Source organism: Streptomyces sp. NPDC041124, assembly GCF_055592385.1.
Map to the genome: position 1 here is coordinate 652,323 of NZ_JBVIYR010000002.1, position 24,880 is coordinate 677,202.

A 24,880-nucleotide genomic window follows, 5' to 3' on the forward strand; every position below is an offset into this window, starting at 1 on the left:
CCGCACATGAACGAACTCATCGGCACACTTTCCGACGGCACCCCGGTGCACCGCTGGACCCTGCGGCGGGCGGGCGTGCGGGTACGGATCCTGTCGTACGGCGGGATCGTGCAGGACGTCGAGGTGCCGGACCGTGACGGGCGGAGGGGGAACGTGGTGCTGGGGTTCTCCGGCCTGGACGGCTACCTCCGGCACCCGGAGCCCTTCCTGGGCGCCCTGATCGGCCGGTACGCCAACCGGATCGCCGGCGCGCGCTTCGCCCTGGACGGGTTCACGTACGCCCTGGAGCCGGTCAACGGGCCGAACTCGCTGCACGGCGGTGCGCGGGGCTTCGACAAGCGGGTGTGGGACGCCGCGCCGGTCGAGCACGGTCTGCGTCTCCGTCTGGTCGCCGGGCACGGCGAGGAGGGCTTCCCGGGCCGTCTCGAGGTGTCGGTGACGTACACGCTGGACGAGCGGGGAGCGCTGCGGATCGCGTACGAGGCGGTGACGGACGCGCCGACGCACGTGAACCTGACGAACCACTCGTACTGGAACCTGTCCGGCTCCGACAGCGCGGCCGGGCACGAGCTGCGGCTGGCGGCCTCCCGCTACACCCCGTCCGACGCGGACCTGATCCCGACCGGTGAGCTCGCCGACGTCTCCGGCACCCGCTTCGACTTCCGCGAGGCCCGTAGGACCGGGACGGGCTACGACGACAACTTCGTGCTCGACAAGGGCGTCACCCGGACGCCGGTGGAGGTGGCCGAGCTGTACGACCCGGCGTCGGGCCGCGTGCTGACGGTGGCGACCACCGAGCCCGGGATGCAGCTCTACACCGCGGACCACATCGGGGAGCCCTTCCTGCCCGGGCAGGGCATCGCGCTGGAGACCCAGCACTTCCCCGACTCGCCGAACCGTCCCGAGTTCCCGAGCACGGTCCTGCGGCCGGGCGAGGTGTTCCGCTCGGAGACGGTGTACGGCTTCTCGGTGCGGTAGCCGGCGGGCCCCTCACGCGCATGAGCCCCGGTCCGGGGTCAGGGTCCCGGGCCGGGGCTGCTCATGCGGGCACTTCCCGGACCCGACGGTAATCCCTGCCGGGGTCCGGTGGCCCACGAAGAGACTGCCCGCTTCAATCCCGTACGAACCTTTCACATCTCCAGTCCGTACGCGACCGGCTGGACATCATCGGCCAGGTGCGGTCGGTCGTGGCGGTGGCGGTCAGTGCGACGGAGCGAACGCGAGGCTGACGCCGAGGCCGGCCAGCGCGGTTCCGATCACCTTGTTGAGGACCTTCTGGCCGCGCAGCATCAGGGTGCGCATCCGGTCGTGGGAGAAGAACACCGCGACGACGCCGAACCACAGCAGGTGGGCCAGCGACATGAACAGGCCGTAGCCCGCCTGCTGGAGGACGGGTGTGCCGGGGCTGACGACCTGGGCGAAGGTCGAGACGACGAAGAGGGTCGTCTTCGGGTTGAGGACGTTGGTCAGGAACCCGGTGCGCAGGGCCGCGAACGGGGTCAGGCCGGTCGCGCCCTCCAGGTCGACGGTGACCTCGGCGCGCGTGCGGAAGGTGCGGACGCCGATGTACACGAGGTAGGCGGCACCGGCGAGCTTGATCACGGTGAACAGGAAGGTGGAGGAGGCGATGAGCAGTCCCACGCCGAGCATGGTGTAGGTGACGTGCACCAGGACACCGGCGGCGACGCCGAGGGCGCCGAGGAGCCCGGTGCGGCGGCCGTAGAGGTAGCTGCCCCGCACCACCATGGCGAAGTCCGCACCCGGGGCGATCACGGCCAGGACGGTGATGACGGCGACGGCGAGGACCTCGGTCACGGGGTGACGCCTTCCTGCTCGGACTCCTCGCCGGCGTGCCCGGCCGTCTCCTCACCGAGCAGGTCGCGCGCCATGAGGGTGGCTCCGGCGACCGCGCCCGGCATCAGGAACACGGCGACGAAGGGGACGACGAACGCGACGGCCAGGGGGGTGCCGAAGCCCCAGACGAGGGCCTTGCGGGAGCGCAGCAGGGCGAGCCGCTCGCGCAGTTCGATCCCGCGGCGCTGGAGCGCGACGGCGGTGAGTTCCTCGGTGAGGAAGAACCCGGTGACGAGGAAGCCGATCACCGGTACGACGGTCTGGCCGGCCACCGGGATGAACCCGAGGGCGAACAGCAGCACGGCCCAGACGAGGGCGCGGGCGACGATGCGGAGGCTGTCCCGGCCCGAGATCCACAGCTCGCGCAGGAGCGGCAGGTCCGACTCGGGGGCGGTGCCGTCGGGCGAGACGTCCCGGTCGACCTTCTCCGAGAGGCTCTCGTAGAACGGCTGGCCGATGAGGAGGGTCACCGCCGTGAAGGTGATCACCGACAGCAGGAGGCCGAGGGCGAAGAGCACGGCGGTGAGGAAGCCGCGGAACAGGCCGCCCCAGGGGCTCGACCAGTCGTCGGCGAAGGGGGTGGCCCAGGTGACGAAGTCCGCGCCCCAGAGGGCGAGGGCGATCAGCGCGGCCGCGTAGAGGACCAGGGTGATCAGGCCCGGCAGCAGGCCGAAGCCGTACTGTCTGCCGTGCCGGGCCACCCACTTCTGGCCGTTCAGCAAGTACCGGAAACCCACCCCGAGATCGCGCATGGGAGCACTGTATCGAGGGGTGGGCGGGGTGGTTCGTGCAGCCGCCGGTCAGAGCTTGACGATCATCTTTCCGGTGTTGTCGCCGCGCAGGACCCCGAGGAACGCCTCCAGGTTGTTCTCGATGCCCTCGACGACGGTCTCGCGGTACTTCAGCTCGCCCGAGCGGACCCACGGCCCGACCTCCTGGACGAACTGCTTCTGGAGGTCGTAGTGGTCGCCGACGAGGAAGCCCTCGATGCGGCCCCGGGTCTGGATCAGCCGGGCGAGGTTCTTCGGACCGGGCGCCGGCTCGGTGTTGTTGTACACGGAGATCGCGCCGCAGATCGCGATCCGGCCGTCCCGGTTGAGGGAGCCGATGGCCGCCTCCAGGTGGTCGCCGCCCACGTTGTCGAAGTACACGTCGACCCCGTCCGGGGCGGCGGCGCGCAGCTGCTCGCTCACGGGGCCGTCCTTGTAGTTGAAGGCGGCGTCGAAGCCGTACTCCTCGACGAGCAGCTTCACCTTCTCGTCGGAGCCGGCGGAGCCGATCACCCGGGAGGCGCCCTTGAGCTTCGCGATCTGACCGACCTGGCTGCCGACGGCGCCCGCGGCTCCGGAGACGAAGACGGAGTCGCCCGCCTTGAAGGAGGCGGTGCGCAGCAGACCGGCGTAGGCGGTGAGCCCGGTCATGCCCAGCACGCCCAGGTACGTCGAGAGCGGCGCGGCCTGCGGGTCGACCTTGACGGCGTTCTTCGCGTCCACGACGGCGTACTCGCGCCAGCCGAGGAAGTGCAGGACGTGGTCGCCGACGGCGATCCCCTCGGCGTTCGAGGCGACGACCTCACCGACGGCACCGCCCTGCATGACCTTGCCGAGCTCGTAGGGGGCGACGTAGGACTTGGCGGCACTCATCCGGCCGCGCATGTACGGGTCGACGGAGAGGTACTCGTTGCGGACCAGTACCTGCCCCTCGCCCGGGGCGGGCACCTCCGCTTCGACGAGGGCGAAGTCCTCGGGCTTCGGCCAGCCGACGGGCCGGCTCCGCAGCTGCCATTCGCGGCCGGTGACGGGGGGCGTGGGGGCGTCGGACATGAGCGGGCACCTTCCTGGAAATGCTTCATTACCTGAAACAACCATGCGACTGAATATTTCAGGATGTCAAGCAAGTGGGTACCCTGGAAGGCATGGCCACACCCCGCGACACGCCCAGCCGCCCCGACGCCCTCACCCTGGAGGTCGTCGAACTCATCGGTGCGGTGGTGGCCCGCTACCACGAGGAGTACGAGGAGGCCGCCGCCGGGCACGCGCTGACCGGCGCGCAGGCACGGCTGCTGAGCCTGCTGTCCCTCGAGCCGCTGCCCATGCGCAGGCTGGCGCAGCGGCTGAAGTGCGAGCCGTCCAACGTCACGGGCATCGTCGACCGCCTGGAGTCACGGGGCCTGGTGGAGCGCCGTCCGGACCCGGCGGACCGGCGGGTGAAGCTGGCGGCGGCGACGGCCGAGGGACGGCGGGTGGCGCGCGGCCTGCAGGAGTCCCTGCGGTTCGCCCGCGAGCCGCTCGCGGGACTGTCGGAGCAGGAGCGGGTGGCACTGCGGGACGCCCTGCGCCGCATGCTGGCCCCCAACTGACCGCCACGCGGCACGCCGCGCCGCGGACACACCCTCCCGGAGCACGCCCTCCGATCGCACCTGCCGGACCACACCCGCCGGATCACACCGGCGCGGGACACCTCACCGGCGCGGGGCGGCTCAGGTGCACCACCACAGGAACCGGTTGCACGTCTCCGACGGCTCGGGCTCCGGTTCGGGCTCCTCGGTGGTCGGGGCCGGTTCCGGCGTCTCCGGCCCGGACGGCGGGTCCGCCGGCGGGGCCGCCGTCGGGTCGGCCGACGGCGGGTCGGCGGCGGGCGCGGACGAGGCGCCCTCCTCCGCCTCGGGCTCCTCCTCCGCCCGCGGGGACTCCTCGTCGTCCCCCGGGGACGCGGAGGCCGACGGGGACCCGGACGCGGAAGGGCTCGGCGATCCTTTCCGCACCGGCGCGTCCACGGCCTCTCCCGCCGACTCCTCCGGCTCCACCTCGGCCGCGCCGCCGTCGGGCGCCTCCTGCCCGGCCACCGCCGGGTCGGACTTCGATCCGGGTATCTCCAGGCCGAGTTCGGCGAGGCTCAGCGCACCGGCCGCCAGGACGAAACCCGCCGCGATCAGCAGCGTGCGGTTCCGCCTCCGGCGGTGCGCGGCGGCCTTGCGGTCGCGGCGGCTCTGCCCCGCGGAAGGGTCCTCGGCCGCCGGCCCGCGCCGGCGCCCCTGGCGCCGGTCCGCCCGCCGCCCCCGTGGGGCCTCGTCGCCGTCCTCGCCGTACTCGTCGCCGGGCTCCTCCGCGGACGCTCCGGCGGGCTCCTCGACGGGTTCCTCGGCACGCGCGGTTCCGGCGCCCCCGGCAGGCTCCGCGCCGCCTCCCTCGTACCCCGGCGGCACGGCGGGGTCCTGTCGCTGCCGGGCGCGGAGCGTCTCGACGGGCGTGCCGCAGCCGGGGCAGGCCAGAGCGCCGTTCAGGTGCCGTCGGCACGGGGGGCAAAAGTCCATGACGCGGGAAGGTTAGGTTCCGTTCCGGTCCGCTTCATAGGCCTTGCTGTGAAGGTTTGGTGCGGACCATTGCCCATGGGGTTCGAAACTGTCGAAACCGTTGTGCGCGCGACCCATTGACACCCCCACCGCACCGTCCTTACTGTCACGCCAGCATTTCGAACGTGTGACGAAATATCGAACGCGTCGAACGCAGGCCACCGATGACAAGGTCCACAACCGCAGCGAGGGGCGAACTGCCGTGCGCATCACCGGAATCAGCACACACGTGGTCGGGACGCCGTGGCGCAACCTGAGTTACGTCCAGGTGCACACCGACGAGGGGATCACGGGAGTCGGCGAGACCAGGATGCTCGGTCACACCGACGCCCTCCTGGGGTACCTGAAGGAAGCCGAGGTCAACCACATTCTCGGCTCCGACCCGTTCGCTGTCGAGGACCTGGTCCGCCGGATGAAGTACGGCGACTACGGCCGCGCGGGCGAGATCGTGATGTCCGGCATCGCCGTGGTCGAGATGGCCTGCTGGGACATCAAGGGCAAGGCCCTCGGCGTGCCCGTGTGGCAGCTGCTCGGCGGCAAGGTCACCGACAAGGTCAAGGCGTACGCCAACGGCTGGTACACCACCGAGCGCACCCCGGAGGCGTACCACAAGGCGGCGCGGGCGGTGATGGAGCGTGGCTACCGGGCGCTGAAGATCGACCCGTTCGGCACCGGCCACTTCGAACTCGACCACCGGCAGACCCTGTACGCCGTCTCCCTGATCGAGGCGGTGCGCGACGCCATCGGCCCCGACGCCGAACTGATGCTGGAGATGCACGGCCGCTTCTCCCCCGCGACCGCCGTCCGTCTCGCCCGCGAGCTGGCGCCGTTCAAGCCGGCCTGGCTGGAGGAGCCGGTGCCGCCGGAGAACCTCAAGGCGCTGGAGAAGGTGGCCGCGAAGGTCGACATGCCCCTCGCCACCGGCGAACGCATCCACGACCGCATCGAGTTCCGCGAACTGTTCGAGAGCCAGGCGGTCGACATCCTCCAGCCGGACGTCGGCCACATCGGCGGCATCTGGGAGACCCGCAAGCTCGCGGCGACCGCCGAGACCCACTACATGCTGGTCGCCCCGCACAACGTCGGCGGACCGGTGCTCACCGCCGCGTCCCTCCAGGTGGGCTTCACCTCCCCGAACTTCAAGATCCTGGAGCACTTCAACGACTTCGCGGACGCGGACATCAAGAAGGTCGTCAAGGGCGCACCCCAGGTGGACCCGGAGGACGGCTGCTTCCACCTCTCCGACGCACCCGGGCTCGGTGTCGAGCTGGACGTCGACGCGGCGGCCGAGTTCCCGCAGCAGCAGGCCCGGTTCGACCTGTGGGCCGAGGGCTGGGAGCAGCGCAAGCCGAAGGGCACGCAGTGAGTACCGCCGTGCTCGTCGAGGCGCCCGGCGCGCACCGCCTGGTCCCGCACGAGCCGCGCGACCCCGCACCCGGCGAGGCGCTCGTCCGGGTGCACGCGGCCGGCATCTGCGGCAGTGACCGCGAGGTCTACCAGGGCAACCGGCCCGAGGGGTACGTGCGTTACCCGCTGACGCCGGGGCACGAGTGGTCCGGCACCGTCGAGCGGGTGGGCGCGGGGGTGCCGGATTCGCTGACCGGGGCCAAGGTCGTCGGTGAGGGGTTTCGCAACTGTCAGGTCTGCGACCGCTGCCACGCCGGTGAGACGACGCTGTGCTCGGCGGGCTACGAGGAGACCGGCTTCACCCAGCCGGGCGCCATGGCGCCCACGCTCACCCTTCCGGCCCGGCTGTTGCACGTCCTGCCGGACGACGCCGACCTGAGCGCCGCCGCGCTGCTGGAGCCGGCCGCCTGCGTCGCGGCCGCCGCGCTGAAGGCGAACGCCGTGCCCGGGGAGCGGGTCGCGGTGGTCGGCACCGGCACGCTGGGGATGTTCGCGGTGCAGTTCCTGCGCGCCGGCTCCCCCGCCGAGCTGCTGGTGGTGGGCTCCAGGGGCGAGCGTGAGGCGCTGTCCCGGCGGTTCGGGGCCACCGGCTTCCGCACCAAGGACGGGCCCCTCCCGGACGGCTTCGACGTGGTGATCGAGACGGCCGGCTCCGCCGACGCGGCCCGTACGGCCGCCTCGCTGCTGCGGCGGGGCGGGCGGCTGGTCCTCACCGGCATCCCGGCGCCGGGTGCCGACGGGCTCGACCCGACCGATCTGGTCGTACGGCAGCTGGAGGTGCACACCGTCTTCGGCGCGCCGCCGGATGCCTGGGCGCACACCGTGCGGGTGTTCGCCGCCGGGCTGCTCGATCCGCTGCCGCTGGTGACCCACGAGCTGCCGCTCGCGGCGTTCCCGGAGGCCATCGAGCTGGTGGGGTCGGGTGATCCGAAGGTGGGCAAGGTCCTGCTGCGCCCCTGACCGTGCGCCGGTGCGGGAGCGACAGGGACCGGACCTGAGCCCGGGGCCGCCGACCCGCGGCCCGGGCGGCCCCCGTACCGGCGCGCTTCCCCTCTCCCCCACCGTCTCGACCTCGCCGCGGACCCGATCGGCTCGCACCCGAAGCCGCGAACCTCGTCCGATATATCGAACACGAAGGACAACCCTGTGACCGACGCTTCCGCCAAGGCGCCCCGCCGGCCCGGCGAGCGGGCGCTCGCCGCGCTCGGCCTGAGCGCCCCCGCCCTCGACCCCGCCGACGCCTCGCCGCACACCTTCCCCGGCGGCGGCCGCTGGCGCACCGAGATCCCCTCGTGCGAGGGGCCCGAGGCGCTGGCGGTGGTCCTGAAGGAGGCCTCGCGCCTCGATGTGCCGATCCACCGCATCAGCCAGGGCAGCGGCGTCTGGATGCTGACCGACGCCGAGATCACCGAGATGGTGGAGGCCACCGCCGAGCGGGACATCGAACTCTGCCTGTTCACCGGCCCGCGCGGCACCTGGGACATCGGCGGCTCCACGCGGACCGACTCCCACGGCGCGGGACTGCGCGCCCGGGGCCACGACGCCGTCGCCGGCTGCGTCGAAGACGCGCTGCGGGCCACGGAGCTGGGCGTGAAGTGCCTGCTCGTCGCGGACGAGGGCGTGCTGTGGACGCTGCACCGGGCACGGGCGGCCGGGCTGCTGCCCGCCGACACCACACTGAAGGTCTCGGCGCTCGTCGGACCGGTCAACCCGGCCTCGTACGCGGTTCACGAGCGGCTCGGGGCGGACTCCATCAACGTGCCCAGCGACCTGACGCTCAGTCATCTCACCGAGATCAGACGGGTGTCCGCCGCCCCGATGGACATGTACATCGAGGCCCCCGACGACCTGGGCGGCTACGTGCGGATGTACGAAGTCGCCGAGCTGATCCGGCGCGGCGCCCCGCTGTATTTGAAGTTCGGCCTGGCCAAGGCACCCGGGATCTACCCGTACGGCCACCAGATGCGGGAACTGACCCTGGCGACCGCGAAGGAGCGCGTGCGGCGCGGGCGGCTGGCACTGGACCTGCTCGCCCGCCACGGCGCGGACGGCGACATGGCACCGATCGGATCCCGGCTTCCCGGCGCTCTGCGCCGGTTCGAAACACCGTCATAACGTTCCGGAAAAGCGACTTCACAGAAGAAGACACAGCCGCGCACAATCCCACACACCTGCTCTCGGCCCTCTGGCTCGACTCCCCTCTCGGACACCGCACCGTCCCGACCCACCCCGCCCTCGGACATCAAGGATGATGATCATGCGTAATCGCAGAGCCGCACTCGCCGCCGTGGCCACGGCCGCCTCCCTCGCCCTCACCCTGACCGCCTGCGGCCAGAACAGCGAGGGCGGCAGCGAAGAGGACAAGGGGGGCTCCGAGGGAGCCACCATCGGCATCTCGATGCCGACCAAGTCCTCCGAGCGCTGGATCGCCGACGGCAACAACGTCGTCAAGAACCTCGAGTCCAAGGGCTACGAGACCAAGCTGGTCTACGGCGAGGACGACCCCGACCAGCAGGTCTCCCAGATCGAGAACCTGATCACGCAGGGTGTGGACGCGCTGATCGTCGCCGCGATCGACAACAAGTCGATGAACAACGTCCTGCAGCAGGCCAAGGACGCCGACATCCCGGTGATCTCCTACGACCGCCTCATCCTCGGCACGGAGAACGTCGGCTACTACGCCTCCTTCGACAACGAGAAGGTCGGCGAACTCCAGGGCACCTACATCGCCGAGAAGCTCGGCCTGAAGGACGGCAGCAAGAAGGGCCCCTTCAACATCGAGCTGTTCGCCGGCTCCAACGACGACAACAACACCCGCTACTTCTTCCAGGGCGCCATGAACGTCCTGCAGCCCTACATCGACAAGAAGCAGCTCGTCGTCAAGTCCAAGCAGACCGAGCTCAACCAGGTCACCACCCTGCGCTGGGACGGCGGTACCGCCCAGAAGCGCATGGAGGACATCCTGACCTCGGCCTACCGCAGCGACCGGGTGGACGCGGTCCTCTCGCCGTACGACGGCATCTCCATCGGCATCCTGTCCTCCCTGAAGTCGGACGGCTACGGCTCGGCGAGCAAGCCGCTGCCGGTCGTCACCGGACAGGACGCCGAGGTCGCCTCGGTGAAGTCCATCATCGCCGGCGAGCAGTCGATGACCGTCTACAAGGACACCCGCGAACTCGCCAAGGTCGCCTCCAACATGGTCGACGCGCTGCTCAACGACAAGAAGCCCGAGACCAACGACACCGAGACCTACGACAACGGCGCCAAGGTCGTCCCGGCCTTCCTGCTGGAGCCGGTCGCGGTGGACAAGGAGAACTACCAGAAGGTCGTCGTCGACTCCGGCTACATCAAGCAGAGCGACCTGAACTGACCGCCGCAAACCACTGATTGGAAGGCACGACCATGGCGGGACCCGTCCTGGACATGCGCTCGATCGTCAAGACCTTTCCCGGCGTCAAGGCGCTGTCGGACGTCACCCTGACCGTCCGGCAGGGCGAGGTCCACGCCATCTGCGGCGAGAACGGCGCCGGCAAGTCGACCCTGATGAAGGTCCTCTCCGGCGTCCACCCGCACGGCACCTACGAGGGGGAGATCCTCTTCGAGGAGGAGGTCTGCCGGTTCAAGGACATCCGGGCCAGCGAGCAGCACGGCATCGTGATCATCCACCAGGAACTGGCCCTGGTGCCCTATCTGTCCATCGCCGAGAACATCTTCCTCGGCAACGAGCACGCCACCCGCGGCCTCATCAACTGGAACGAGACCCTCAGGCACGCCGCCGAACTGCTGCGCCGGGTGGGGCTCGACGAGCACCCCGAGACCCGCGTCGCCGACATCGGGGTGGGCAAGCAGCAGCTGGTGGAGATCGCCAAGGCGCTGTCGAAGAAGGTGAAACTGCTCATCCTCGACGAGCCGACCGCGGCGCTCAACGACGAGGACAGCGGCAAACTCCTCGACCTGATCATGCAGTTGAAGGACGAGGGCATCACCTCCATCATCATCTCCCACAAGCTGAACGAGATCCGCAGGGTCGCCGACTCGGTGACGATCCTGCGCGACGGGCGGACCATCGAGACGCTCGACGTGAAGGACCCCCGGACCAGCGAGGACCGCATCATCAGCGGCATGGTCGGCCGGGACCTGGAGCACCGCTTCCCGGAGCGGACCCCGCACCACCCGGAGGACGGCGCCGCCCCGGCCCTGGAGATCCGCAACTGGACCGTGCACCACCCCATCGACCAGCAGCGCAAGGTCGTCGACGACGTGTCGCTGACGGTCCGGCGCGGCGAGATCGTCGGCATCGCCGGTCTCATGGGCGCCGGGCGCACCGAACTCGCCATGAGCCTCTTCGGCCGCACCTACGGCCGGCACGCGGGCGGCACGGTCCTCAAGGACGGCCGGGAGATCCGCACCAGGACCGTCCCCGAGGCGGTCAGGCACGGCATCGCGTACGTCACCGAGGACCGCAAGCACTACGGCCTCAACCTCATCGACACCGTCAACCGCAACATCTCGCTCAGCGCCCTCGGCAAGGTGGCCCGGCGCGGTGTGGTGGACGAGCACCGGGAACGGAAGGTCGCCGAGGAATTCCGCACGTCCATGAACATCAAGACGCCGACCGTCTTCGAGCCGGTGGGCAAGCTGTCCGGCGGCAACCAGCAGAAGGTCGTGCTCAGCAAGTGGATCTTCGCGGGTCCCGATGTGCTGATCCTCGACGAGCCCACACGCGGCATCGACGTCGGCGCCAAGTACGAGATCTACACGGTCATCGACCAGTTGGCCGCCCAGGGCAAGGCGGTCGTCTTCATCTCCTCCGAACTGCCCGAGCTGCTCGGCATGTGCGACCGCATCTACACGATGGCCGCCGGAAGGCTGACCGGTGAGTTCTCGCGCGCCGAGGCCTCCCAGGAATCGCTGATGCGTCAGATGACGAAGGACAAAGAGGTATCCCGATGAGCACAGTCACCGACAAGACCCCGGCAGCCGCGCCGCCGGGCAGGAACGGATCGGGTGACGGCCTGCTCCAGCTGATGCTGGACGGTATGCGCCGCAACATGCGGCAGTACGGCATGCTGATCGCGCTCGGCCTGATCGTGGCGCTGTTCGCGGTGTGGACCGAAGGCGACCTGCTGCTGCCTCGCAACGTGTCCAACCTGGTGGTGCAGAACAGCTACATCCTGATCCTCGCGATCGGCATGATGCTGGTCATCATCGCCGGCCACATCGACCTGTCGGTCGGCTCGCTGACGGCGTTCGTCGGGGCCATGGCCGCGGTGTTCATGGTCAGGAACGACATGCCGTGGCCGCTCGCGGTGGTGCTGTGTCTGGCCGTGGGCGCCGTCGCGGGGGCGATCCAGGGGTGGTTCATCGCCTACGGCGGCATACCGTCGTTCATCGTGACCCTCTCGGGCATGCTGACCTTCCGGGGGCTGACGGAGATCTTCCTGGAGGGCCAGACCCTCGGCCCCTTCCCCGACGGCCTGCAGAAGGTCACCAACGGGTTCCTGCCCGAGGCCGGCCCGGAGACCAACTACCACAACCTCACCCTGCTCCTCGGCCTCGCCCTGATCGCGCTCGTCGTCCTCCAGGAGGTCCGCGACCGCCGGCGCCAGCAGGAGTTCGCTCTCGACGTCCTGCCCACCAAGCTGTTCCTGCTGAAGCTCGTCGCGCTCGCCTCCGCCGTCCTCGTGGTGACGATGCTGCTCGCCAGCTACAAGGGCGCCCCGATCGTGCTGCTGATCCTCGGCGCGCTGCTCGTCGGCTTCGGCTACGTGATGCGCAACGCCGTCATCGGCCGCCACATCTACGCCATCGGCGGCAACCTCCCCGCGGCGAAGCTGTCGGGGGTACGGGACAAGAAGGTCACCTTCCTCGTCTTCCTGAACATGGGCATGCTCGCGGCCCTGGCGGGTCTGGTGTTCGCCGCCCGCCTCGACGTGGCCTCCCCCAAGGCCGGCCTCAACTTCGAACTGGAGGCCATCGCCGCCGCGTTCATCGGCGGCGCCTCGATGAGCGGCGGTGTCGGCACGGTCCTCGGCGCGATTATCGGCGGTCTGGTCCTGGGCGTGCTGAACAACGGTATGAACCTCGTCGGCATCGGCAGCGACTGGCAGCAGGTCATCAAGGGCCTGGTACTGCTGGCGGCGGTCGGCTTCGACGTGTGGAACAAGCGCAAGGTCGGTTCGTAAGTCAGCTCGGGCCCCGCCGGACGGCGGGGCCCCTTCCCTTCCGGGAGTGGCACATGGAACTGAACAGACGCACGGTCATCGCGGGCGCCGGAGCGGCGGCGGCCGGTGTGGCAGCCGGCTCCGCCTTCGGCGGGACGGCCCACGCCGCGCCGGGCCGGGGCAAGCCGGTGAGGAGCCTCTTCGGCCGGCTCGCCGACGGCACCAAGGTCCACAGCTGGTCACTGGAGAACGGCGGGACCCGCATGAGGGTCCTCTCCTACGGCGGCATCGTCCAGTCCCTGGAGATCCCCGACCGGCGCGGCCGGCACGCCAACGTCTCCCTGGGCTTCTCCGCCCTCGACGACTACGTCGCCTCCAGCCCGTACTTCGGCGCGCTGATCGGCCGCTACGGCAACCGCATCGGCCGGGGCCGCTTCACCCTCGACGGCAGGGAGTACCAGCTCTCCGTCAACGACGGCGAGAACAGCCTGCACGGCGGCGCCCAGGGCTTCGACAAGCGGGTGTGGGACGTCGAGCCCTTCACCCGTGGCTCCGACGTCGGCCTCCACCTGTACCACACCGCCGCCGACGGCGAGATGGGATACCCGGGCACCCTGCGCACGAAGGTCACCTACACCCTCACCCGCGGCGGCGACTGGCGCGTCGACTACGAGGCGACCACCGACCGGCCCACCGTCGTCAACCTCACCAGCCACGTCTACTGGAACCTCGCCGGCGAGGGCAGCGGCTCGGTCGGGGACCACGAGCTGTCCATCGCCGCCTCCCGCTACACGCCGGTCGACTCCGGGCTGATCCCCACCGGCGACCGGGCGGCGGTGGCGGGCACCCCCTTCGACTTCCGCCGCGCCAAACCGGTCGGCCGGGACATCCGCACCGCGCACCAGCAGGTGCTGTACGGGCAGGGCTTCGACCACAACTGGGCGCTGGACAAGGGCATCACCGCCCGTCCCGGGCACGCCGCCACCCTGCGCGACCCGTCCTCCGGCCGCACCCTGCGCATCGCCACCACCGAGCCGGGCCTGCAGTTCTACTCCGGCAACTTCCTCGACGGCACCCTCGTCGGCAGCGGCGGCCGGGTCTACCGGCAGGGCGACGGACTGTGCCTGGAGACCCAGCACTTCCCGGACTCGCCGAACCAGCCGTCGTTCCCCTCGACCGTGCTGCGCCCGGGCGAGACCTACCGGACGACGACGGTCCACACCTTCGGGGTGTGAGTCTCCGTCATGCGCCGCCGTCACCCTTTCCTCACATGAGCTGAACGGCGGCGCGCCCCGCTCCGTACTCCTGGGTGGCCCGTGCTCCCCCGCGCGGGCCACCCAGGCATGACGGGCCCGTCACGTCCCCCACGGGCCCGCCGTACACGGAGGTTCCATGGCCGACAACGTCACCTCGCTGTTCCGCAGCACGGCGGCGCACAGTCCGTCGATGGCGGCGCTGACGCGGGAGAGCGACGGGGCCGGCCCGGTGGACTTCTGCATCCCCTGCAATCCGTACTTCCCCACCCCCGCCATGTTCGAGGACATGGCGGGGCGGCTGCGCGACATCATCACGTACTACCCGAGCAGCGCCGACACCGTCACGGCCGAGCTGTGCAGCCTGCTCCAGCTCCCCCCGCAGTGCGTGGCGATGGGCAACGGATCGACGGAGCTGATCACGTGGATCGACCACCTGCTGGTCCGTGAGTCGCTCGCCGTCCCCGTCCCCACCTTCGGCCGCTGGACCGACCAGCCCATGGAGACCGGCAAGCGGGTCGACATGTTCCCGCTGCAGGAGTCCGGCGGTTTCGCCCTCGACCTGGCGCAGTACGCGGAGTTCATCCGGGCCCGGGGGACCCGGGTGGCGGTGATCTGCAACCCGAACAACCCCGACGGCGGTTTCCTCCACAAGCACGCGATCGTGCAGTTCATGGACGCGATGGCCGACCTGGACCTGGTGGTGGTCGACGAGTCGTTCCTGGAGTTCGCCGACGCCGAGGTGGAACCGTCGGTGGTGCAGGAGGCGATGCTGCGGCCCAACGTCATCGTGCTGCGCAGCCTGGGCAAGAACTTCGGCCTGCACGGCATCCGCTTCGGCTACCTGGTCGCCAACCCGGCGCTCGCGGGCAAGGTCCGCTCCATGCTCCCCAAGTGGAACATCAACTCCTTCGCCGAGCACGTGGTGTTCATGCTGAAGGAGCACGGCGCCGAGTACGCCCGAAGCCTGCACCAGGTGCGCCGCGACCGGATGGACATGTCCGGCCGGCTCTCCTCGCTGCCCGGGCTGACGGTCTACCCGTCCCAGGGGAACTTCCTCTTCGTGCGTCTGCCCGTGGGCGCGGAGGGAACCGTGGTCCGGGACCGGATGCTCACCGAGCACCGGATCCTGGTCCGTGAGTGCGGCAACAAGATCGGCTCCTCCAGCCGCTTCCTGCGTCTCGTGGTGCGCCCCCAGGTGGACGTGCGTCGCCTGGTGTCCGGCCTGGAACAGGTGCTCTACGGGACGTCCAGGAGGGGAGCCGCCGTGCCCGAACAGGCCACCGGGACCGGCTACAGCTCGGGCACGGCGGCAGTGGACCGCCTGGTGAGCGAGACCAACGGGGCGGGCATGCGGGGGCTCGCCGCTCAGGCCGCCGCTCCGGGGCTCGCCGCCGCTCAGGCCGCCGGCACCGGCATGCCGCTCCCCGCCGCCGCGTCCACCGTCACGGCGGACCCGGCCGGCGGGATGCCGGTGCCGGTCGCGGCGTCGGCGGGCATGGGGGCGGGGATCGGTGCGGGCTCGGGGGCGGGCATGAGGGCTCGGGGTGTTCCTCAGCCTGTGGCCCAGCCCGTGCCGCAGGCGGTTCCGCAACCCGCCCCCCAGCAGTTCCCGGAGCCCGCCCCGATGCCTGCCCCGGTGCCCGCGCCGATGCCGCCCCCGATGTCCGCCCAGCCGCTCGCCCCGGCCGCCCAGGCGCCGATGCCCGCGGCGGCGTTCCCCGCCCCGGCCCCTCAGGCGCCTTTGCCCTCCGGCCCGACACCGCCCGGAGTCCCCGCCCGCGGCGGTCTGACGGCCGCCCAGGTCAGGGGCACCGACGGCCTCTCCATGGCCCCGGCGACGGGCTGGCCGGGACCGCAGGCCGCCTGGCCCAACGCGGCGGGGATGGGCCAGGTGGTCTGAGCCGGCCTCGTGGAGCGGCCGGATGCCGCCGCACCGTGCGTCGGCAGCGTTCCCGCGTCTCGCCGGTCCCGCCCGCAGGGCGTGCCGCCCCGCGCGGGCGGCCGCGCCGTCGCCCCGTCTCACTCGGAGGGCGGGCTCGACGGCTCCGGGTCCGGGCAGGGTGACGCGGCCGGGGAGCCGGTGGGATCCGAGGACGGTGCGGTGGACTCGGTGGAGCAGTCGTCCGGGGAGGTGGGCGAAGGGCTCGGATCGGTCGGGTCGGGTGACGGCGACGGCGTCCCGGTGGGGGACTCGGTGGGGGACTCGGCTGGTGGCTCGGAGGACTCCTGGCCGGTCGGGGTCGCGGTCGGGGACGCGCTGGGACCGGGTGAGGAGGAGGGGGCGGGTTCCGGACCGGGCGAAGAGGGCGTCGGGGACGGGCCGGGGGTGTCAGGGGTACTCGGGTCCGGCCCGATGACGATGCCGCCTCCCCCGCCTCCGTCACCCCCGTCGCTGCTCCCGCCCCCGTCGACAGGCTCGGTCGCCGGGGTGTCGCCGCCCGCGCCGGGGCTCTTGGGGAGGACACCCTTGCCGTCGGGAACGGCGTGGACCCCGCTCAGGTAGAACTCCAGCCACTGCCTGACCAGCCGCAGGTAGGCCCGTGAGCGGTTGTAGCTGAGGACCGCCCGGTCCAGGTCCGCGCCGCGGGCCAGGTTCCGGTCGCCCGCGCACAGGTAGTGTCCGGCCGCCAGGGCCGCGTCGAAGATGTTGTTCGGGTCCGCGCGGCCGTCGCCGTTGCCGTCCGTTCCCCAGCGGGCCCAGGTGGACGGCAGGAACTGCATGGGTCCCACCGCGCGGTCGTAGACCGTGTCGCCGTCGTGGACGCCGCCGTCGGTGTCCCGGATCAACGCGAACCCGCGGCCGTCGAGCGGCGGTCCGGTGATGCGGCCCAGCGTCGTGCCGGCGCGGTCGACCGCGCCGCCGCGGGCCTGGCCGGACTCCACCTTGCCGATCGCCGCGAGCAGCTGCCAGGGCAGCCGGCAGCCGGGGTCCGTCCGGGCGACGGAGGTCTCGGCCGCACGGTAGGCGCGCAGCACGGTGGCCGGGATGCCGGACCGGGCGCGCAGGTCCCGGATGACCGGCGGTGCGGCCGACGCGCTGTCCGCGGAGTCCAGGGGCGGCAGTTCGACGTGGTAGGAGTCGTCGCCCGGCGGGGCGGGTTCGGCGTACGGGCCGCCCGCCGCCGTCCCGCGGGCGTCGTCGGCAGGAGGGGCGGCGCGGGTGTCCCCCGGCCCCCCGAGGAGTCCGGGCGCCTGGGAGGCGGTGAGGGCCGCCATGGCCGCCACGGTGACGGCGGTCGTCCTCAGTCCCTTGCGGGTCCGGCCGGTGCGCGGACGTCGTGCGCGGCGTACGGGCATGGCTGTCACTCCTGTCGGATGCGGGGCGGTGCGTCCCGGCCGGTCCGTGCCTGCCGGGGGGCGCCCGTCGGTGGGGCGTCGGCGAGGTGGGGCCTCAGCGGCCGAAGGTGTCGATGCCGGAGACGAGCCACCGTCCTTCGCGGTGCACGACGTCGACGGCGAGCAGGGCGCCCGCGTACACGCCCGTGTCCTGCGCGGCGGCCTCGTCGCCGGCCGCCTTGCCCCCGGCGGTGGCGACGCTGCTCTGGTCGGCGTAGACGAGGACGCGGGCGCGCGCCCCGTCGATCCGCTCGACGGCGCTCTCGGTGACCGCCGTGGTGATCACCGCCTTCTGTGCGTCGGCCCGCTCGCGTACGTCGGCGAGCAGGGTGCGGTGCTGTTCCACGGCCTTGCCCGTCAGGAGCTCCCGCGCGGCCTTGTCGAGGGCGCCGGGGTCGGTGTGGTCGTAGGAGAAGAGCCGGTCGACGGCTTCGGCCGTGCGCCCCTTGATCTCGCTGGTGCGGGCGAGGTCGGTCAGCGCGGTGTTGCGCCGCGCGGGTTCGTCACGGAGCGCTTCGGCCTTCGCGTGCGCCCAGCCGGCGAACCCGCCGAGCACCACGGTCAGCAGGCAGAGCATCACGAGGACCACCGGCCGGCGCCGGCGGGCCCGGACGCCGCGCGCACCGGCGGCTCGCTCGCGGAGGGTGCGGGAGACGGCCGGCTTCCGGTCCGCCGTCTCGTCTCCGCCCGGTGAGCCGGGCGGCGACAGGACGGCCCTGCCGCCCGCGCGGTTCCTGTTCCCGGCGCTCTCCGGGCCCGCGGCGGCGGGCCGCGTCCCACGCGCCTGGGCCTGGCGGCGCCGCTGGCGGTTGATGTGGTGGCGGGTCGTCGACATCGTGCTGTCCTCTCGGTGCGGCGGCTCGGCTCGGCGGTACGGGACCGGGTCAGCCGGTCGGTGCGCCGCCCACGGGCGCCTGTCCCAGGGCGCTCAGCTTCCAGCGGCCCTCGGTGCGGGTGAGTTCGCCGAGCATGCGGCTGTCCTTGTCCGTCTTGGCGCCGTCGGACGCCCTGACGGTGACGCGCAGGGCCACCAGGACCCGGGCGCGACCCGCACGGTCGTCGAGTTCGGCGACGGCGCCCGACAGCACCCGTGCCGTGGTGACCGTCTTCGCCTCCCTCACCTGTTCGGCGAACTCGTCGCGGCCCGCTGACAGTTGCTCGTGCAGCTCGCCGGTGGTCGACGACTCCCACAGGTCGAGACCCCGGGCGACCTCCCGGTGGTCGAGCGTGTTGAGGTTCAGTACGGCCTGCTCCCCGGCGGCAAGCGCCCTGTCCCGTTGCTCGGCGTAGGCGGCCGTGCCGTCATGGGCCGCGCCGTACCAGTCCTGCCCCGCCCAGGCCGCGAAACCGCCCGCGGTCAGGCCGGCGGCGACGAGCAGCGAGGAGAGCGCACGGGGGCGGTGGGCGGTGAGGGCGCGGACCGCGCGTTTCATGGGGTGCTCCAGTCTCCCGCACGTGTCAGCGGGCCTTGAGGTCGACGATCCGCCAGCGGTCGTTCTCCAGCCGGGCGGTGACGGTGAGCTGGGCGGCCGCGGTGGTGGGGGCGTCCTTGCCGCGGCGGGAGGTCTGGTCGAGGAAGACCAGCAGCCGCGCCCTGTCGCCGTCGAGTTCGATCACACCGGCGCGGACGGCGCGGGTGCTCAGAGTGACGCGCTGCTCGGCCAGGTCGTCCCGTACCTGGTCGAAGAGGTCCTGGTACTGACGGGCGGCGCGGCCGGTGAGAACGGCGCGCGCGGAGCGCTCGGCGGCCGCGGTGCCGTCCGGCGTGTACGAGAAGACACGGGCGAGCGCGTTGCCGACCTCACCCGCGACACGGTCGGTGGCCGCGGCGTCGGTGAGCGCGCGGTTCCGGGCGGACTCGGCCGACTCGAGCCGGTGGGCGCCGTGGAGGAAGCCACCGCCGCCGAGGACCAACAGGACGGCGATCCCGGCGAGGACCACCCGCCGCACCCGGCCCGCCGGGGGCTTCCCGGCCGGACGGCCGTCATCGGGAGGCCCGGTGCCGGCCGGGACCCCGGCGGACGTCCCGCCCGTGCACGGGTCGTCGCCGGGTTCCGGGCCCCCGGCCCGCGCGCCCTCCTTCCCCGGGGCGGGGTCCGTTGCCGGGCCCCCGCCCGCGCCGGACACCTCGCCCGGGCCTGCGGGCGTTCCCTGGGCGGGGACCTGCGGCCCGCCGCCGCGCAGCAGACGTGACAAGGTCATCGGTCCCCGTCCTCCCGCCCGCCCGAGAGCGGCACCGCGCTCAGGGCCTTCACCTTCCACTCCCCCTCGCCCGTCCGGGCCAGGACCGCCTCCAGGCGTTTGCGGTCGGTGGTCACCTTCTTCGTCCCGGCGGGGGTGACCTCCACACGGACGGTGACGATCAGCTTGGCCGTCCCGGCCCGGGTGTCGAGCGCGGTGACCGCCGCCTCGGTGACCGTGCCGCGCGCCGAGGCGCCCACCTCGGCCTCGGTGGACTCCAGTTCCTCGCGCAGCGGCCCGGTGGAGGCCTCCCGCCAGGCCCGGATGCCCGTCCGAGCCCGCTGCCGGGTCGACGCGTCGAGGGTGGTGAGCACGGTGACGCCCTCCCGCCCGTCGGCGAGCGCCCGGTCGCGCTCCCGGCCGTGGGCGAGCGCGTCGTCGGTGCGGGCCTGCGCGTACGTCCACGCGCCGGTGCCGCAGAAGGCGACGGCCAGGGCGAGCCCCACGCCGCCCAGGATGCGGGCCGCCCTCACCGGGTGCTCCGTACGCCCGGGGCGAGGAGTTCCGTCAGGTCCCCCGGTGCCTCGCCGGCCTGCCCGGGCAGGGCGAGGGCACCGGGGGGCGCGGCCGGTGAGCCCGTCCGCGCCGCGCCGCCGCCGGAGGGCAGCGAGCCGGGGCGGGCCGGCTCGGGGACCGGGCCGCCCCCGGGAGCGTTCGCGGAACCGCGCACGTTGTACCCGTCCGCGGCCGAGGCCGTACAGGCCGCACCGGTGTTGAGGGCGGGCGTGGTGCCGAGGTCGAGCCCGTTGCGGTAGCGCGTGGCACCGTAACCGGCGGTGCAGGGCAGGGGTTTGAAGAAGGTGACGGCCATGCCGAAGTTCAGCTTCCCTCCGTCGACGGCGGTGGCGCCGGCGGCGACGGCCGCCGGGAACTTCACGAGGAGTTCCTCCGTGCCGCGCTGCCGGGTGACGGCGATCTCGGAGGTGGTGAGCAGATTGGCGAGGACCACGCCGAGGCTCGGGTCGAGGTCCCGCAGGACGCCGCTGACCTGGCCGGCCGCCTCGGGGGCGACGGCGAGGAGGCGGCGCAGGTCGGTGTCGGAGCCCTTGAGGGCGCGGGCCAGTTCCTCCGCCCCGACGGCGAAGTCGCGGATGGCCCGCTTCTCCTCGGCCTGGGTGCGCAGGACGGTCTCGCCGTCGGTGATGAGCCGGGTGGTGGACGGCAGGGCGCGGTCGGCGGCCTCCACGAAGGCGCCTGCGCTGTCGAGCAGGACCTGGAGGTCGTCTCCGTGGCCCTCGAAGGCCTCCCCGAGTTCGTCCACCACGGTGCGCAGGTCGTCGAGGGGGACGGAGCGGGCGAGGCCGTCCACGCTCGCGAGCACGTCGGTGACGGGTCTGGGCACCTGGGTGTCGGCCCGCTCGATACGCGCGCCGTCGGCCAGGTAGGGGGCACCGCCGCTCTCCGGCCGCAGGTCGATGTACTGCTCGCCCACGGCGGAGAGCCCGGCGACCACCGCGCGGGTGTCGGCGGGGATGCGCGGGGCGGACTTCTTGATGCGCAGTTCGGCCACGACACCGTCGGCGGTCAGCCCGATCGGTCCGACGCGCCCCACGGAGACGCCCCGGTAGGTGACGTCGGAGTGGGTGAACAGTCCTCCGGTGTGCGGGAGGCGCACGTCGACCGTGTAGTAGTCCGCAACGCCGACGTACCGCCCGAGGTCGGCGTAGCGGATGCCGAGGAAGGACAGGGCGAGGACGGCGATGAGGAGGAAGGCGAGGTTCTTCAGCCGTACGGCGAGGGTGATCATCCCGCCTCACCTCCCGGTGCGGCCTGCGGAACCGTCGCCGTTCCGGTGGCGGGGACGGACGGCAGGGGCAGGGGGGAGGACGGTGCCGGTGAGGACCGGCGCGGCGGCGGGGCCGAGGACGACGCGGGTGTTTCTGCCGCCCCGCCGTCCCTCCCCGCGGACTTCTCCTCCCCGCCGGGCTCCCCCGCGCGCCGCCGCTCCCCGGACGCCTCCGGCCCGCCGCCCGCCGGAGGGGACGTCGGGGGTGTGTCCTGGGGCACCAGCGGCGGGATCAACCGGGTCCCGGGCACGGCGACCATGTTCAGGTACACGTTGAGGTAGTCGCCCTTCACCCCCCGCAGCACCTCGTCGGTGAACGGGTACGTCAGCAGCACCTCCAGGGAGTCGGGCAGATCCGCGCCCGCGTCCGCGAGGGCTTTCAGGGTCGGCGCGAGGGCCTTGAGGTCGGCGATCATGTCGTCCTTGCTCGCGTCGATGGTGGAGACGGCGACGCCGGAGAGGGTGTCGAGGGAGCGCAGCATGGTCAGCAGGGAGCCGCGCTGTTTCTCCAGCGTCCTCAGTCCGGGCGAGAGGTCGGTGAGGACGGTGCCGACGTCCTCCTCGCGGGTGGCGAGGGTCGTGGAGAGCCGGTTGACGGCGTCGAGGGCGTCGGTGATGTCGCCCCGGTGGTCGTCGAGGTCGGTCACCAGGGTGTTGACCCGCTTCAGCACGGAGCGGACCGCCGGTTCGCGGCCGCCGAGCGCCGCGTCGAGTTCCCGGGTGATGGTCTTCAGCTGGTTGACGCCGCCGCCGTTGAGGAGCAGGGACAGCGCGCCGAACACCTCTTCGACCTCGGTGTCGCGGCCGGTGCGGGAGACCGGGATGACGCTGCCGTCGTCGAGCCGCCCGGCCCCGGTGTCCTTCCCGGGCGCGACGAGCTGGACGTACTTCTCGCCCAGCAGGCTGGACTGTTCGATCCGGGCGGCGGCGTCGGCCGGCAGGCGCACCTCACCGTTGATCTCCATGGTGACGCGGGCCGTCCAGTCGTCGCGGCCCAGGTCGACGGCGGTGACCCGGCCGACGGCGACGTCATTGACCTTCACCGCGGAGTGCGGGACCAGGCTGAGCACGTCCCGAAGCTCCGCGGTGACGGTGTAGGGGCGGTCGCCGAGGTCGGCGCCGCCGGGCAGCGGCAGGTCCTCCATGCCGGTGAAGCGCGGAAGGTCGACGGTGACCGCGCCCAGGGCCAGGGTGAAGCCGAGTCCGAGGGCGATCAGTCCCCCCACGGTGAGACCGGCGGCCCCGCCCGCGGTCAGCAGGCCGCGCTTCACCGAGGCCGTTCCCGGGCCGGAGCGCCGTGTGCCGCGCTTCACCGCTCCCCCTTCCCGGCGCCCGCGTCGCCACCCGCGGAGGAACCGCCCCCGGAGGAGCCGCCCGCGGAGGAACCGCCCCCGGAGGAGCCGCCCGCGGCGGGCAGCGGCAGCAGGGGGCCGCCCATGCTGATCTCGTTGAGGTTGACCCGGCCGTCGAGGGTGCGCGAGTCGGGGTTGTAGGCGTTGACGAGGTTGCCCGTGGCCAGCGGTGCGGTGTCCAACGCCTCGGCCAGCGAGGCACGCTGCTTCACGAGGGTCCGGGTGATGGGCAGGAGCCGGTCGACGTTGCCCTTCAGCTCGCCCCGGTTGTCCTCGATGAAGGTCTTGACCTGGCCGAGGGCGGACCCCAGTTCCTCGAGCGCGCCGGTGAGGTCGTCCTTGTTGTCGGCGAAGAAGCCGACGACCTCGTCCAGGCGTTCCTGCGCGGTGCGCACGTCGGAGTCCTTCTCCTTCAGCATGGTGGTGAAGGTCTGGAGCCTGCGCAGCGTGGCGAACAGGTCGCCGCTGCTGCCGTCGAGCGTCCTGGCCGCCTTGCCGAACTCCTCGATGCCGTCGCCGATCGCCTTCCCGTTGCCGTCGAGGTTGGCGGCGCCGGTGCGCAGCAGGTCGGACAGGGCGCCCTCCGCGTTGGCGCCGTCCGGGCCGAGCGCCTCGCCGAGCTCGGTGATCGAGTCGTAGAGCTGGTCGATCTCGACGGGGGTGCGGTTGCGGGCGGCGGGCAGGACGGCGCCCTCGGCCAGCGCGGGTCCTGAGCTGTAGGCGGGGGTGAGCTGCACGTAGCGGTCGGCGACGACACTCGGTGCGACGACCACGGCCCGCGCGTTCTCGGGGACCTTCACGCCGTCGTCCAGGCGCAGTCCGACGCGCACCGTGGTGCCTTGTGGCCGGACCGACTCCACCTCGCCGACCCGCACGCCGAGGATGCGCAGGTCGGATCCGGCGTAGACGCCGACGGCGCGGTCGAAGTAGGCGGTCAGGCGGGTGCCGCCGGAGCCGAGGATCCGGACGGTGGCCAGGGCGCCGGCGACGAGCACCGCGAGGGCGAGCACGCCGGTGAGGACTCTTCTGCGTCTGGTCATCGCTCACCGTTCTCCCGGGCCGCCGCCTGCTTCGGCGGCAGGCAGCCGGACTCGGGCCGGGACGTCTCGGGCAGGTAGTCGCGGGGGACGACACCGCACAGGTAGCTGTCGAACCAGCGGCCGTTGCCCAGGGTGTTGCCCACGAGGCGGTAGTACGGGCCGACCAGCGCGAGGGTCTTGCCGAGCTCGGTGTTGTTCTTCTCCAGCACGCCGGTGACCCGGCCGAGCGCCTTGAGGGTGGGGCCGAGCTGCTTCTCGTTGTCGTCGACGAGGCCGCCGAGTTCCTTGCCGAGTTTCCTGCTGCCCTTCAGCAGCGCGCGGATGGCGTCCCGGCGGTCGTGGAGTTCGCCGAGCAGGGAGCCGCCGTCCTCCAGGAGGGTCTCGAAGCTGGACTGCTTGTTCTGCAGCGTCTTGGTGAACCGGGCACTGCCCTTGAGGAGTTCGGCGAGCTTCGCGTCGCGTGTGGAGACGGACTTGGACAGCGCGGACAGGCCGTCGGCGGCCTTGCGCACGTGCGGCGGGGAGTCGGCGAAGGTGTCGGAGAGGGTCGCGAAGCTCTCCGCGAGGCGCCGGGTGTCGATGTCCTCGACGGTGGAGCCGAGGTCCTGGAAGGCCTGCGTCACGTCGTAGGGGGAGGTGGTGCGGGACAGCGGGATGCGGCGGTCCGGGTCCTGCCGGCCGGTGCCGAGCGGGTCGAGCGCCAGGTACTTGTCGCCCAGGAGGGTCTTGATGGCGATGGCGGCGGTGGTCCGGTCGCCGATCCACACGCCCTCGACCTCGAAGGTGACCTTCACCTTGGGGCCGTCGAGGGCGACACCGGTGACCTTGCCCGCCTTCACGCCGGCGATGCGCACCTCGTCCCCCTCGGCGAGGCCGGCCGCTTCGGAGAAGTCGGCGCTGTAGTGCGTACCGCCGCTGAACGGCAGCCGGTCCGCGTTGAGGACGAGGGCGGCGAGCAGGCCGAGGGCGACCAGTCCGGCGACGGCGACGGCGGCGGGCTCGCGCTCCTTGACGGGCCGGAAGCGGGGGCGCCGGGGCCCGGCCGCCCTCCCGGTTCCGTGCATGCCGGTGCGCTCCGCCCCCTCGGAGCGG

At 72.3% G+C, this 24,880-nt stretch carries 23 protein-coding genes; 10 read left to right on the forward strand and 13 right to left on the reverse strand.

The window, feature by feature from the left end; all coding sequences use genetic code 11:
* The first annotated feature begins 6 nt into the window (after nucleotides 1-6).
* Nucleotides 7-978, forward strand: coding sequence for an aldose epimerase family protein (locus ACZ6A9_RS07430; protein ID WP_468980128.1), 972 nt, complete (start codon nucleotides 7-9; stop codon nucleotides 976-978).
* Nucleotides 979-1,200: 222 nt separating this feature from the next.
* Here the strand turns inward: ACZ6A9_RS07430 and ACZ6A9_RS07435 are convergent, their stop codons facing one another.
* Genes ACZ6A9_RS07435 through ACZ6A9_RS07445 form a run of 3 tightly spaced genes read right to left on the reverse strand, consistent with a single transcriptional unit; the run spans nucleotide 1,201 to nucleotide 3,677 of the window.
* A complete protein-coding gene (locus ACZ6A9_RS07435; protein ID WP_468980130.1) occupies nucleotides 1,201-1,815 on the reverse strand; it encodes a LysE family transporter in 615 nt (204 codons plus the stop codon).
* The gene (locus tag ACZ6A9_RS07440; RefSeq protein ID WP_468980134.1) at nucleotides 1,812-2,606 is read right to left on the reverse strand and encodes an EI24 domain-containing protein; all 795 of its coding nucleotides are present in this window, start codon (nucleotides 2,604-2,606) and stop codon (nucleotides 1,812-1,814) included. Before ACZ6A9_RS07440 ends, ACZ6A9_RS07435 begins: the two co-directional genes overlap by 4 nt.
* A 48-nt stretch (nucleotides 2,607-2,654) precedes the next feature.
* Nucleotides 2,655-3,677 (reverse strand): NADP-dependent oxidoreductase, encoded by a 1,023-nt coding sequence (locus ACZ6A9_RS07445; protein WP_468980136.1) that lies wholly within the window; start codon nucleotides 3,675-3,677, stop codon nucleotides 2,655-2,657.
* Nucleotides 3,678-3,769: 92 nt separating this feature from the next.
* Between ACZ6A9_RS07445 and ACZ6A9_RS07450 the strand changes: the two genes are divergently transcribed.
* On the forward strand, nucleotides 3,770-4,213 hold the full coding sequence (locus ACZ6A9_RS07450; RefSeq protein ID WP_468980138.1) for a MarR family winged helix-turn-helix transcriptional regulator: 444 nt from the start codon (nucleotides 3,770-3,772) through the stop codon (nucleotides 4,211-4,213).
* A 120-nt stretch (nucleotides 4,214-4,333) separates the two neighbouring features.
* On the opposite strand, the gene ACZ6A9_RS07455 is transcribed toward ACZ6A9_RS07450, so the two are convergent.
* A complete protein-coding gene (locus ACZ6A9_RS07455) occupies nucleotides 4,334-5,167 on the reverse strand; it encodes an SCO2400 family protein (protein WP_468980140.1) in 834 nt (277 codons plus the stop codon).
* A gap of 241 nt (nucleotides 5,168-5,408) precedes the next feature.
* On the opposite strand from ACZ6A9_RS07455, the gene ACZ6A9_RS07460 reads away from it, so the two are divergent.
* The 8 genes from ACZ6A9_RS07460 to ACZ6A9_RS07495 all read left to right on the forward strand — a co-directional run bounded on the left by ACZ6A9_RS07460 (nucleotide 5,409) and on the right by ACZ6A9_RS07495 (nucleotide 15,933).
* Complete coding sequence (locus tag ACZ6A9_RS07460; RefSeq protein ID WP_468980142.1) at nucleotides 5,409-6,572, forward strand: mandelate racemase/muconate lactonizing enzyme family protein; 1,164 nt, start codon at nucleotides 5,409-5,411, stop codon at nucleotides 6,570-6,572.
* Nucleotides 6,569-7,573, forward strand: a complete 1,005-nt coding sequence (locus ACZ6A9_RS07465) for a zinc-dependent alcohol dehydrogenase (protein WP_468980143.1) — start codon at nucleotides 6,569-6,571, stop codon at nucleotides 7,571-7,573. Before ACZ6A9_RS07460 ends, ACZ6A9_RS07465 begins: the two co-directional genes overlap by 4 nt.
* Nucleotides 7,574-7,759: 186 nt before the next feature.
* Nucleotides 7,760-8,728: a hypothetical protein gene (locus tag ACZ6A9_RS07470; RefSeq protein ID WP_468980144.1), complete on the forward strand. Its 969-nt coding sequence runs from the start codon at nucleotides 7,760-7,762 to the stop codon at nucleotides 8,726-8,728.
* Between the two features lie 142 nt (nucleotides 8,729-8,870).
* A complete protein-coding gene (gene chvE, locus ACZ6A9_RS07475; protein ID WP_468980146.1) occupies nucleotides 8,871-9,983 on the forward strand; it encodes a multiple monosaccharide ABC transporter substrate-binding protein in 1,113 nt (370 codons plus the stop codon).
* Between the two features lie 32 nt (nucleotides 9,984-10,015).
* Complete coding sequence (mmsA, locus tag ACZ6A9_RS07480; protein WP_468980148.1) at nucleotides 10,016-11,566, forward strand: multiple monosaccharide ABC transporter ATP-binding protein; 1,551 nt, start codon at nucleotides 10,016-10,018, stop codon at nucleotides 11,564-11,566.
* The gene (gene mmsB, locus ACZ6A9_RS07485) at nucleotides 11,563-12,798 is read left to right on the forward strand and encodes a multiple monosaccharide ABC transporter permease (protein WP_468980151.1); all 1,236 of its coding nucleotides are present in this window, start codon (nucleotides 11,563-11,565) and stop codon (nucleotides 12,796-12,798) included. The genes mmsA and mmsB overlap by 4 nt, the downstream gene beginning before the upstream one ends.
* A 53-nt stretch (nucleotides 12,799-12,851) precedes the next feature.
* Nucleotides 12,852-14,012 (forward strand): aldose epimerase family protein, encoded by a 1,161-nt coding sequence (locus ACZ6A9_RS07490; protein WP_468980153.1) that lies wholly within the window; start codon nucleotides 12,852-12,854, stop codon nucleotides 14,010-14,012.
* A gap of 157 nt (nucleotides 14,013-14,169) precedes the next feature.
* The gene (locus ACZ6A9_RS07495) at nucleotides 14,170-15,933 is read left to right on the forward strand and encodes a pyridoxal phosphate-dependent aminotransferase (RefSeq protein WP_468980155.1); all 1,764 of its coding nucleotides are present in this window, start codon (nucleotides 14,170-14,172) and stop codon (nucleotides 15,931-15,933) included.
* Between the two features lie 119 nt (nucleotides 15,934-16,052).
* Here ACZ6A9_RS07495 and ACZ6A9_RS07500 read toward each other — a convergent pair whose 3' ends face one another.
* The 9 genes from ACZ6A9_RS07500 to ACZ6A9_RS07540 all read right to left on the reverse strand — a co-directional run bounded on the left by ACZ6A9_RS07500 (nucleotide 16,053) and on the right by ACZ6A9_RS07540 (nucleotide 24,852).
* Complete coding sequence (locus ACZ6A9_RS07500; protein WP_468980159.1) at nucleotides 16,053-17,330, reverse strand: lytic transglycosylase domain-containing protein; 1,278 nt, start codon at nucleotides 17,328-17,330, stop codon at nucleotides 16,053-16,055.
* A 94-nt stretch (nucleotides 17,331-17,424) separates the two neighbouring features.
* Nucleotides 17,425-18,204: a hypothetical protein gene (locus ACZ6A9_RS07505; protein ID WP_468980161.1), complete on the reverse strand. Its 780-nt coding sequence runs from the start codon at nucleotides 18,202-18,204 to the stop codon at nucleotides 17,425-17,427.
* A gap of 49 nt (nucleotides 18,205-18,253) precedes the next feature.
* On the reverse strand, nucleotides 18,254-18,802 hold the full coding sequence (locus ACZ6A9_RS07510; RefSeq protein ID WP_468980165.1) for a nuclear transport factor 2 family protein: 549 nt from the start codon (nucleotides 18,800-18,802) through the stop codon (nucleotides 18,254-18,256).
* 25 nt (nucleotides 18,803-18,827) lie between these two features.
* Nucleotides 18,828-19,571, reverse strand: a complete 744-nt coding sequence (locus ACZ6A9_RS07515; protein WP_468980171.1) for a hypothetical protein — start codon at nucleotides 19,569-19,571, stop codon at nucleotides 18,828-18,830.
* The gene (locus tag ACZ6A9_RS07520; RefSeq protein WP_468980174.1) at nucleotides 19,568-20,083 is read right to left on the reverse strand and encodes a hypothetical protein; all 516 of its coding nucleotides are present in this window, start codon (nucleotides 20,081-20,083) and stop codon (nucleotides 19,568-19,570) included. Before ACZ6A9_RS07520 ends, ACZ6A9_RS07515 begins: the two co-directional genes overlap by 4 nt.
* Nucleotides 20,080-21,357, reverse strand: a complete 1,278-nt coding sequence (locus ACZ6A9_RS07525; protein WP_468980177.1) for an MCE family protein — start codon at nucleotides 21,355-21,357, stop codon at nucleotides 20,080-20,082. Before ACZ6A9_RS07525 ends, ACZ6A9_RS07520 begins: the two co-directional genes overlap by 4 nt.
* Complete coding sequence (locus ACZ6A9_RS07530; protein WP_468980713.1) at nucleotides 21,354-22,667, reverse strand: MCE family protein; 1,314 nt, start codon at nucleotides 22,665-22,667, stop codon at nucleotides 21,354-21,356. The genes ACZ6A9_RS07525 and ACZ6A9_RS07530 overlap by 4 nt, the downstream gene beginning before the upstream one ends.
* A gap of 38 nt (nucleotides 22,668-22,705) precedes the next feature.
* Nucleotides 22,706-23,788: an MCE family protein gene (locus ACZ6A9_RS07535; RefSeq protein ID WP_468980180.1), complete on the reverse strand. Its 1,083-nt coding sequence runs from the start codon at nucleotides 23,786-23,788 to the stop codon at nucleotides 22,706-22,708.
* Nucleotides 23,785-24,852: an MCE family protein gene (locus ACZ6A9_RS07540; protein ID WP_468980718.1), complete on the reverse strand. Its 1,068-nt coding sequence runs from the start codon at nucleotides 24,850-24,852 to the stop codon at nucleotides 23,785-23,787. Before ACZ6A9_RS07540 ends, ACZ6A9_RS07535 begins: the two co-directional genes overlap by 4 nt.
* Nucleotides 24,853-24,880 lie beyond the last annotated feature (28 nt).

Coding starts and splice junctions, on each gene's coding strand:
- ACZ6A9_RS07430 (WP_468980128.1), top strand. CDS start 7: ATGAACGAACTCATCGGCACACTTTCCGACGGCACCCCGGTGCACCGC.
- ACZ6A9_RS07440 (WP_468980134.1), bottom strand. CDS start 2,606: ATGCGCGATCTCGGGGTGGGTTTCCGGTACTTGCTGAACGGCCAGAAG.
- ACZ6A9_RS07445 (WP_468980136.1), bottom strand. CDS start 3,677: ATGTCCGACGCCCCCACGCCCCCCGTCACCGGCCGCGAATGGCAGCTG.
- ACZ6A9_RS07450 (WP_468980138.1), top strand. CDS start 3,770: ATGGCCACACCCCGCGACACGCCCAGCCGCCCCGACGCCCTCACCCTG.
- ACZ6A9_RS07455 (WP_468980140.1), bottom strand. CDS start 5,167: ATGGACTTTTGCCCCCCGTGCCGACGGCACCTGAACGGCGCTCTGGCC.
- chvE (WP_468980146.1), top strand. CDS start 8,871: ATGCGTAATCGCAGAGCCGCACTCGCCGCCGTGGCCACGGCCGCCTCC.
- mmsA (WP_468980148.1), top strand. CDS start 10,016: ATGGCGGGACCCGTCCTGGACATGCGCTCGATCGTCAAGACCTTTCCC.
- mmsB (WP_468980151.1), top strand. CDS start 11,563: ATGAGCACAGTCACCGACAAGACCCCGGCAGCCGCGCCGCCGGGCAGG.
- ACZ6A9_RS07490 (WP_468980153.1), top strand. CDS start 12,852: ATGGAACTGAACAGACGCACGGTCATCGCGGGCGCCGGAGCGGCGGCG.
- ACZ6A9_RS07495 (WP_468980155.1), top strand. CDS start 14,170: ATGGCCGACAACGTCACCTCGCTGTTCCGCAGCACGGCGGCGCACAGT.
- ACZ6A9_RS07500 (WP_468980159.1), bottom strand. CDS start 17,330: ATGCCCGTACGCCGCGCACGACGTCCGCGCACCGGCCGGACCCGCAAG.
- ACZ6A9_RS07505 (WP_468980161.1), bottom strand. CDS start 18,204: ATGTCGACGACCCGCCACCACATCAACCGCCAGCGGCGCCGCCAGGCC.
- ACZ6A9_RS07510 (WP_468980165.1), bottom strand. CDS start 18,802: ATGAAACGCGCGGTCCGCGCCCTCACCGCCCACCGCCCCCGTGCGCTC.
- ACZ6A9_RS07515 (WP_468980171.1), bottom strand. CDS start 19,571: ATGACCTTGTCACGTCTGCTGCGCGGCGGCGGGCCGCAGGTCCCCGCC.
- ACZ6A9_RS07525 (WP_468980177.1), bottom strand. CDS start 21,357: ATGATCACCCTCGCCGTACGGCTGAAGAACCTCGCCTTCCTCCTCATC.
- ACZ6A9_RS07535 (WP_468980180.1), bottom strand. CDS start 23,788: ATGACCAGACGCAGAAGAGTCCTCACCGGCGTGCTCGCCCTCGCGGTG.
- ACZ6A9_RS07540 (WP_468980718.1), bottom strand. CDS start 24,852: ATGCACGGAACCGGGAGGGCGGCCGGGCCCCGGCGCCCCCGCTTCCGG.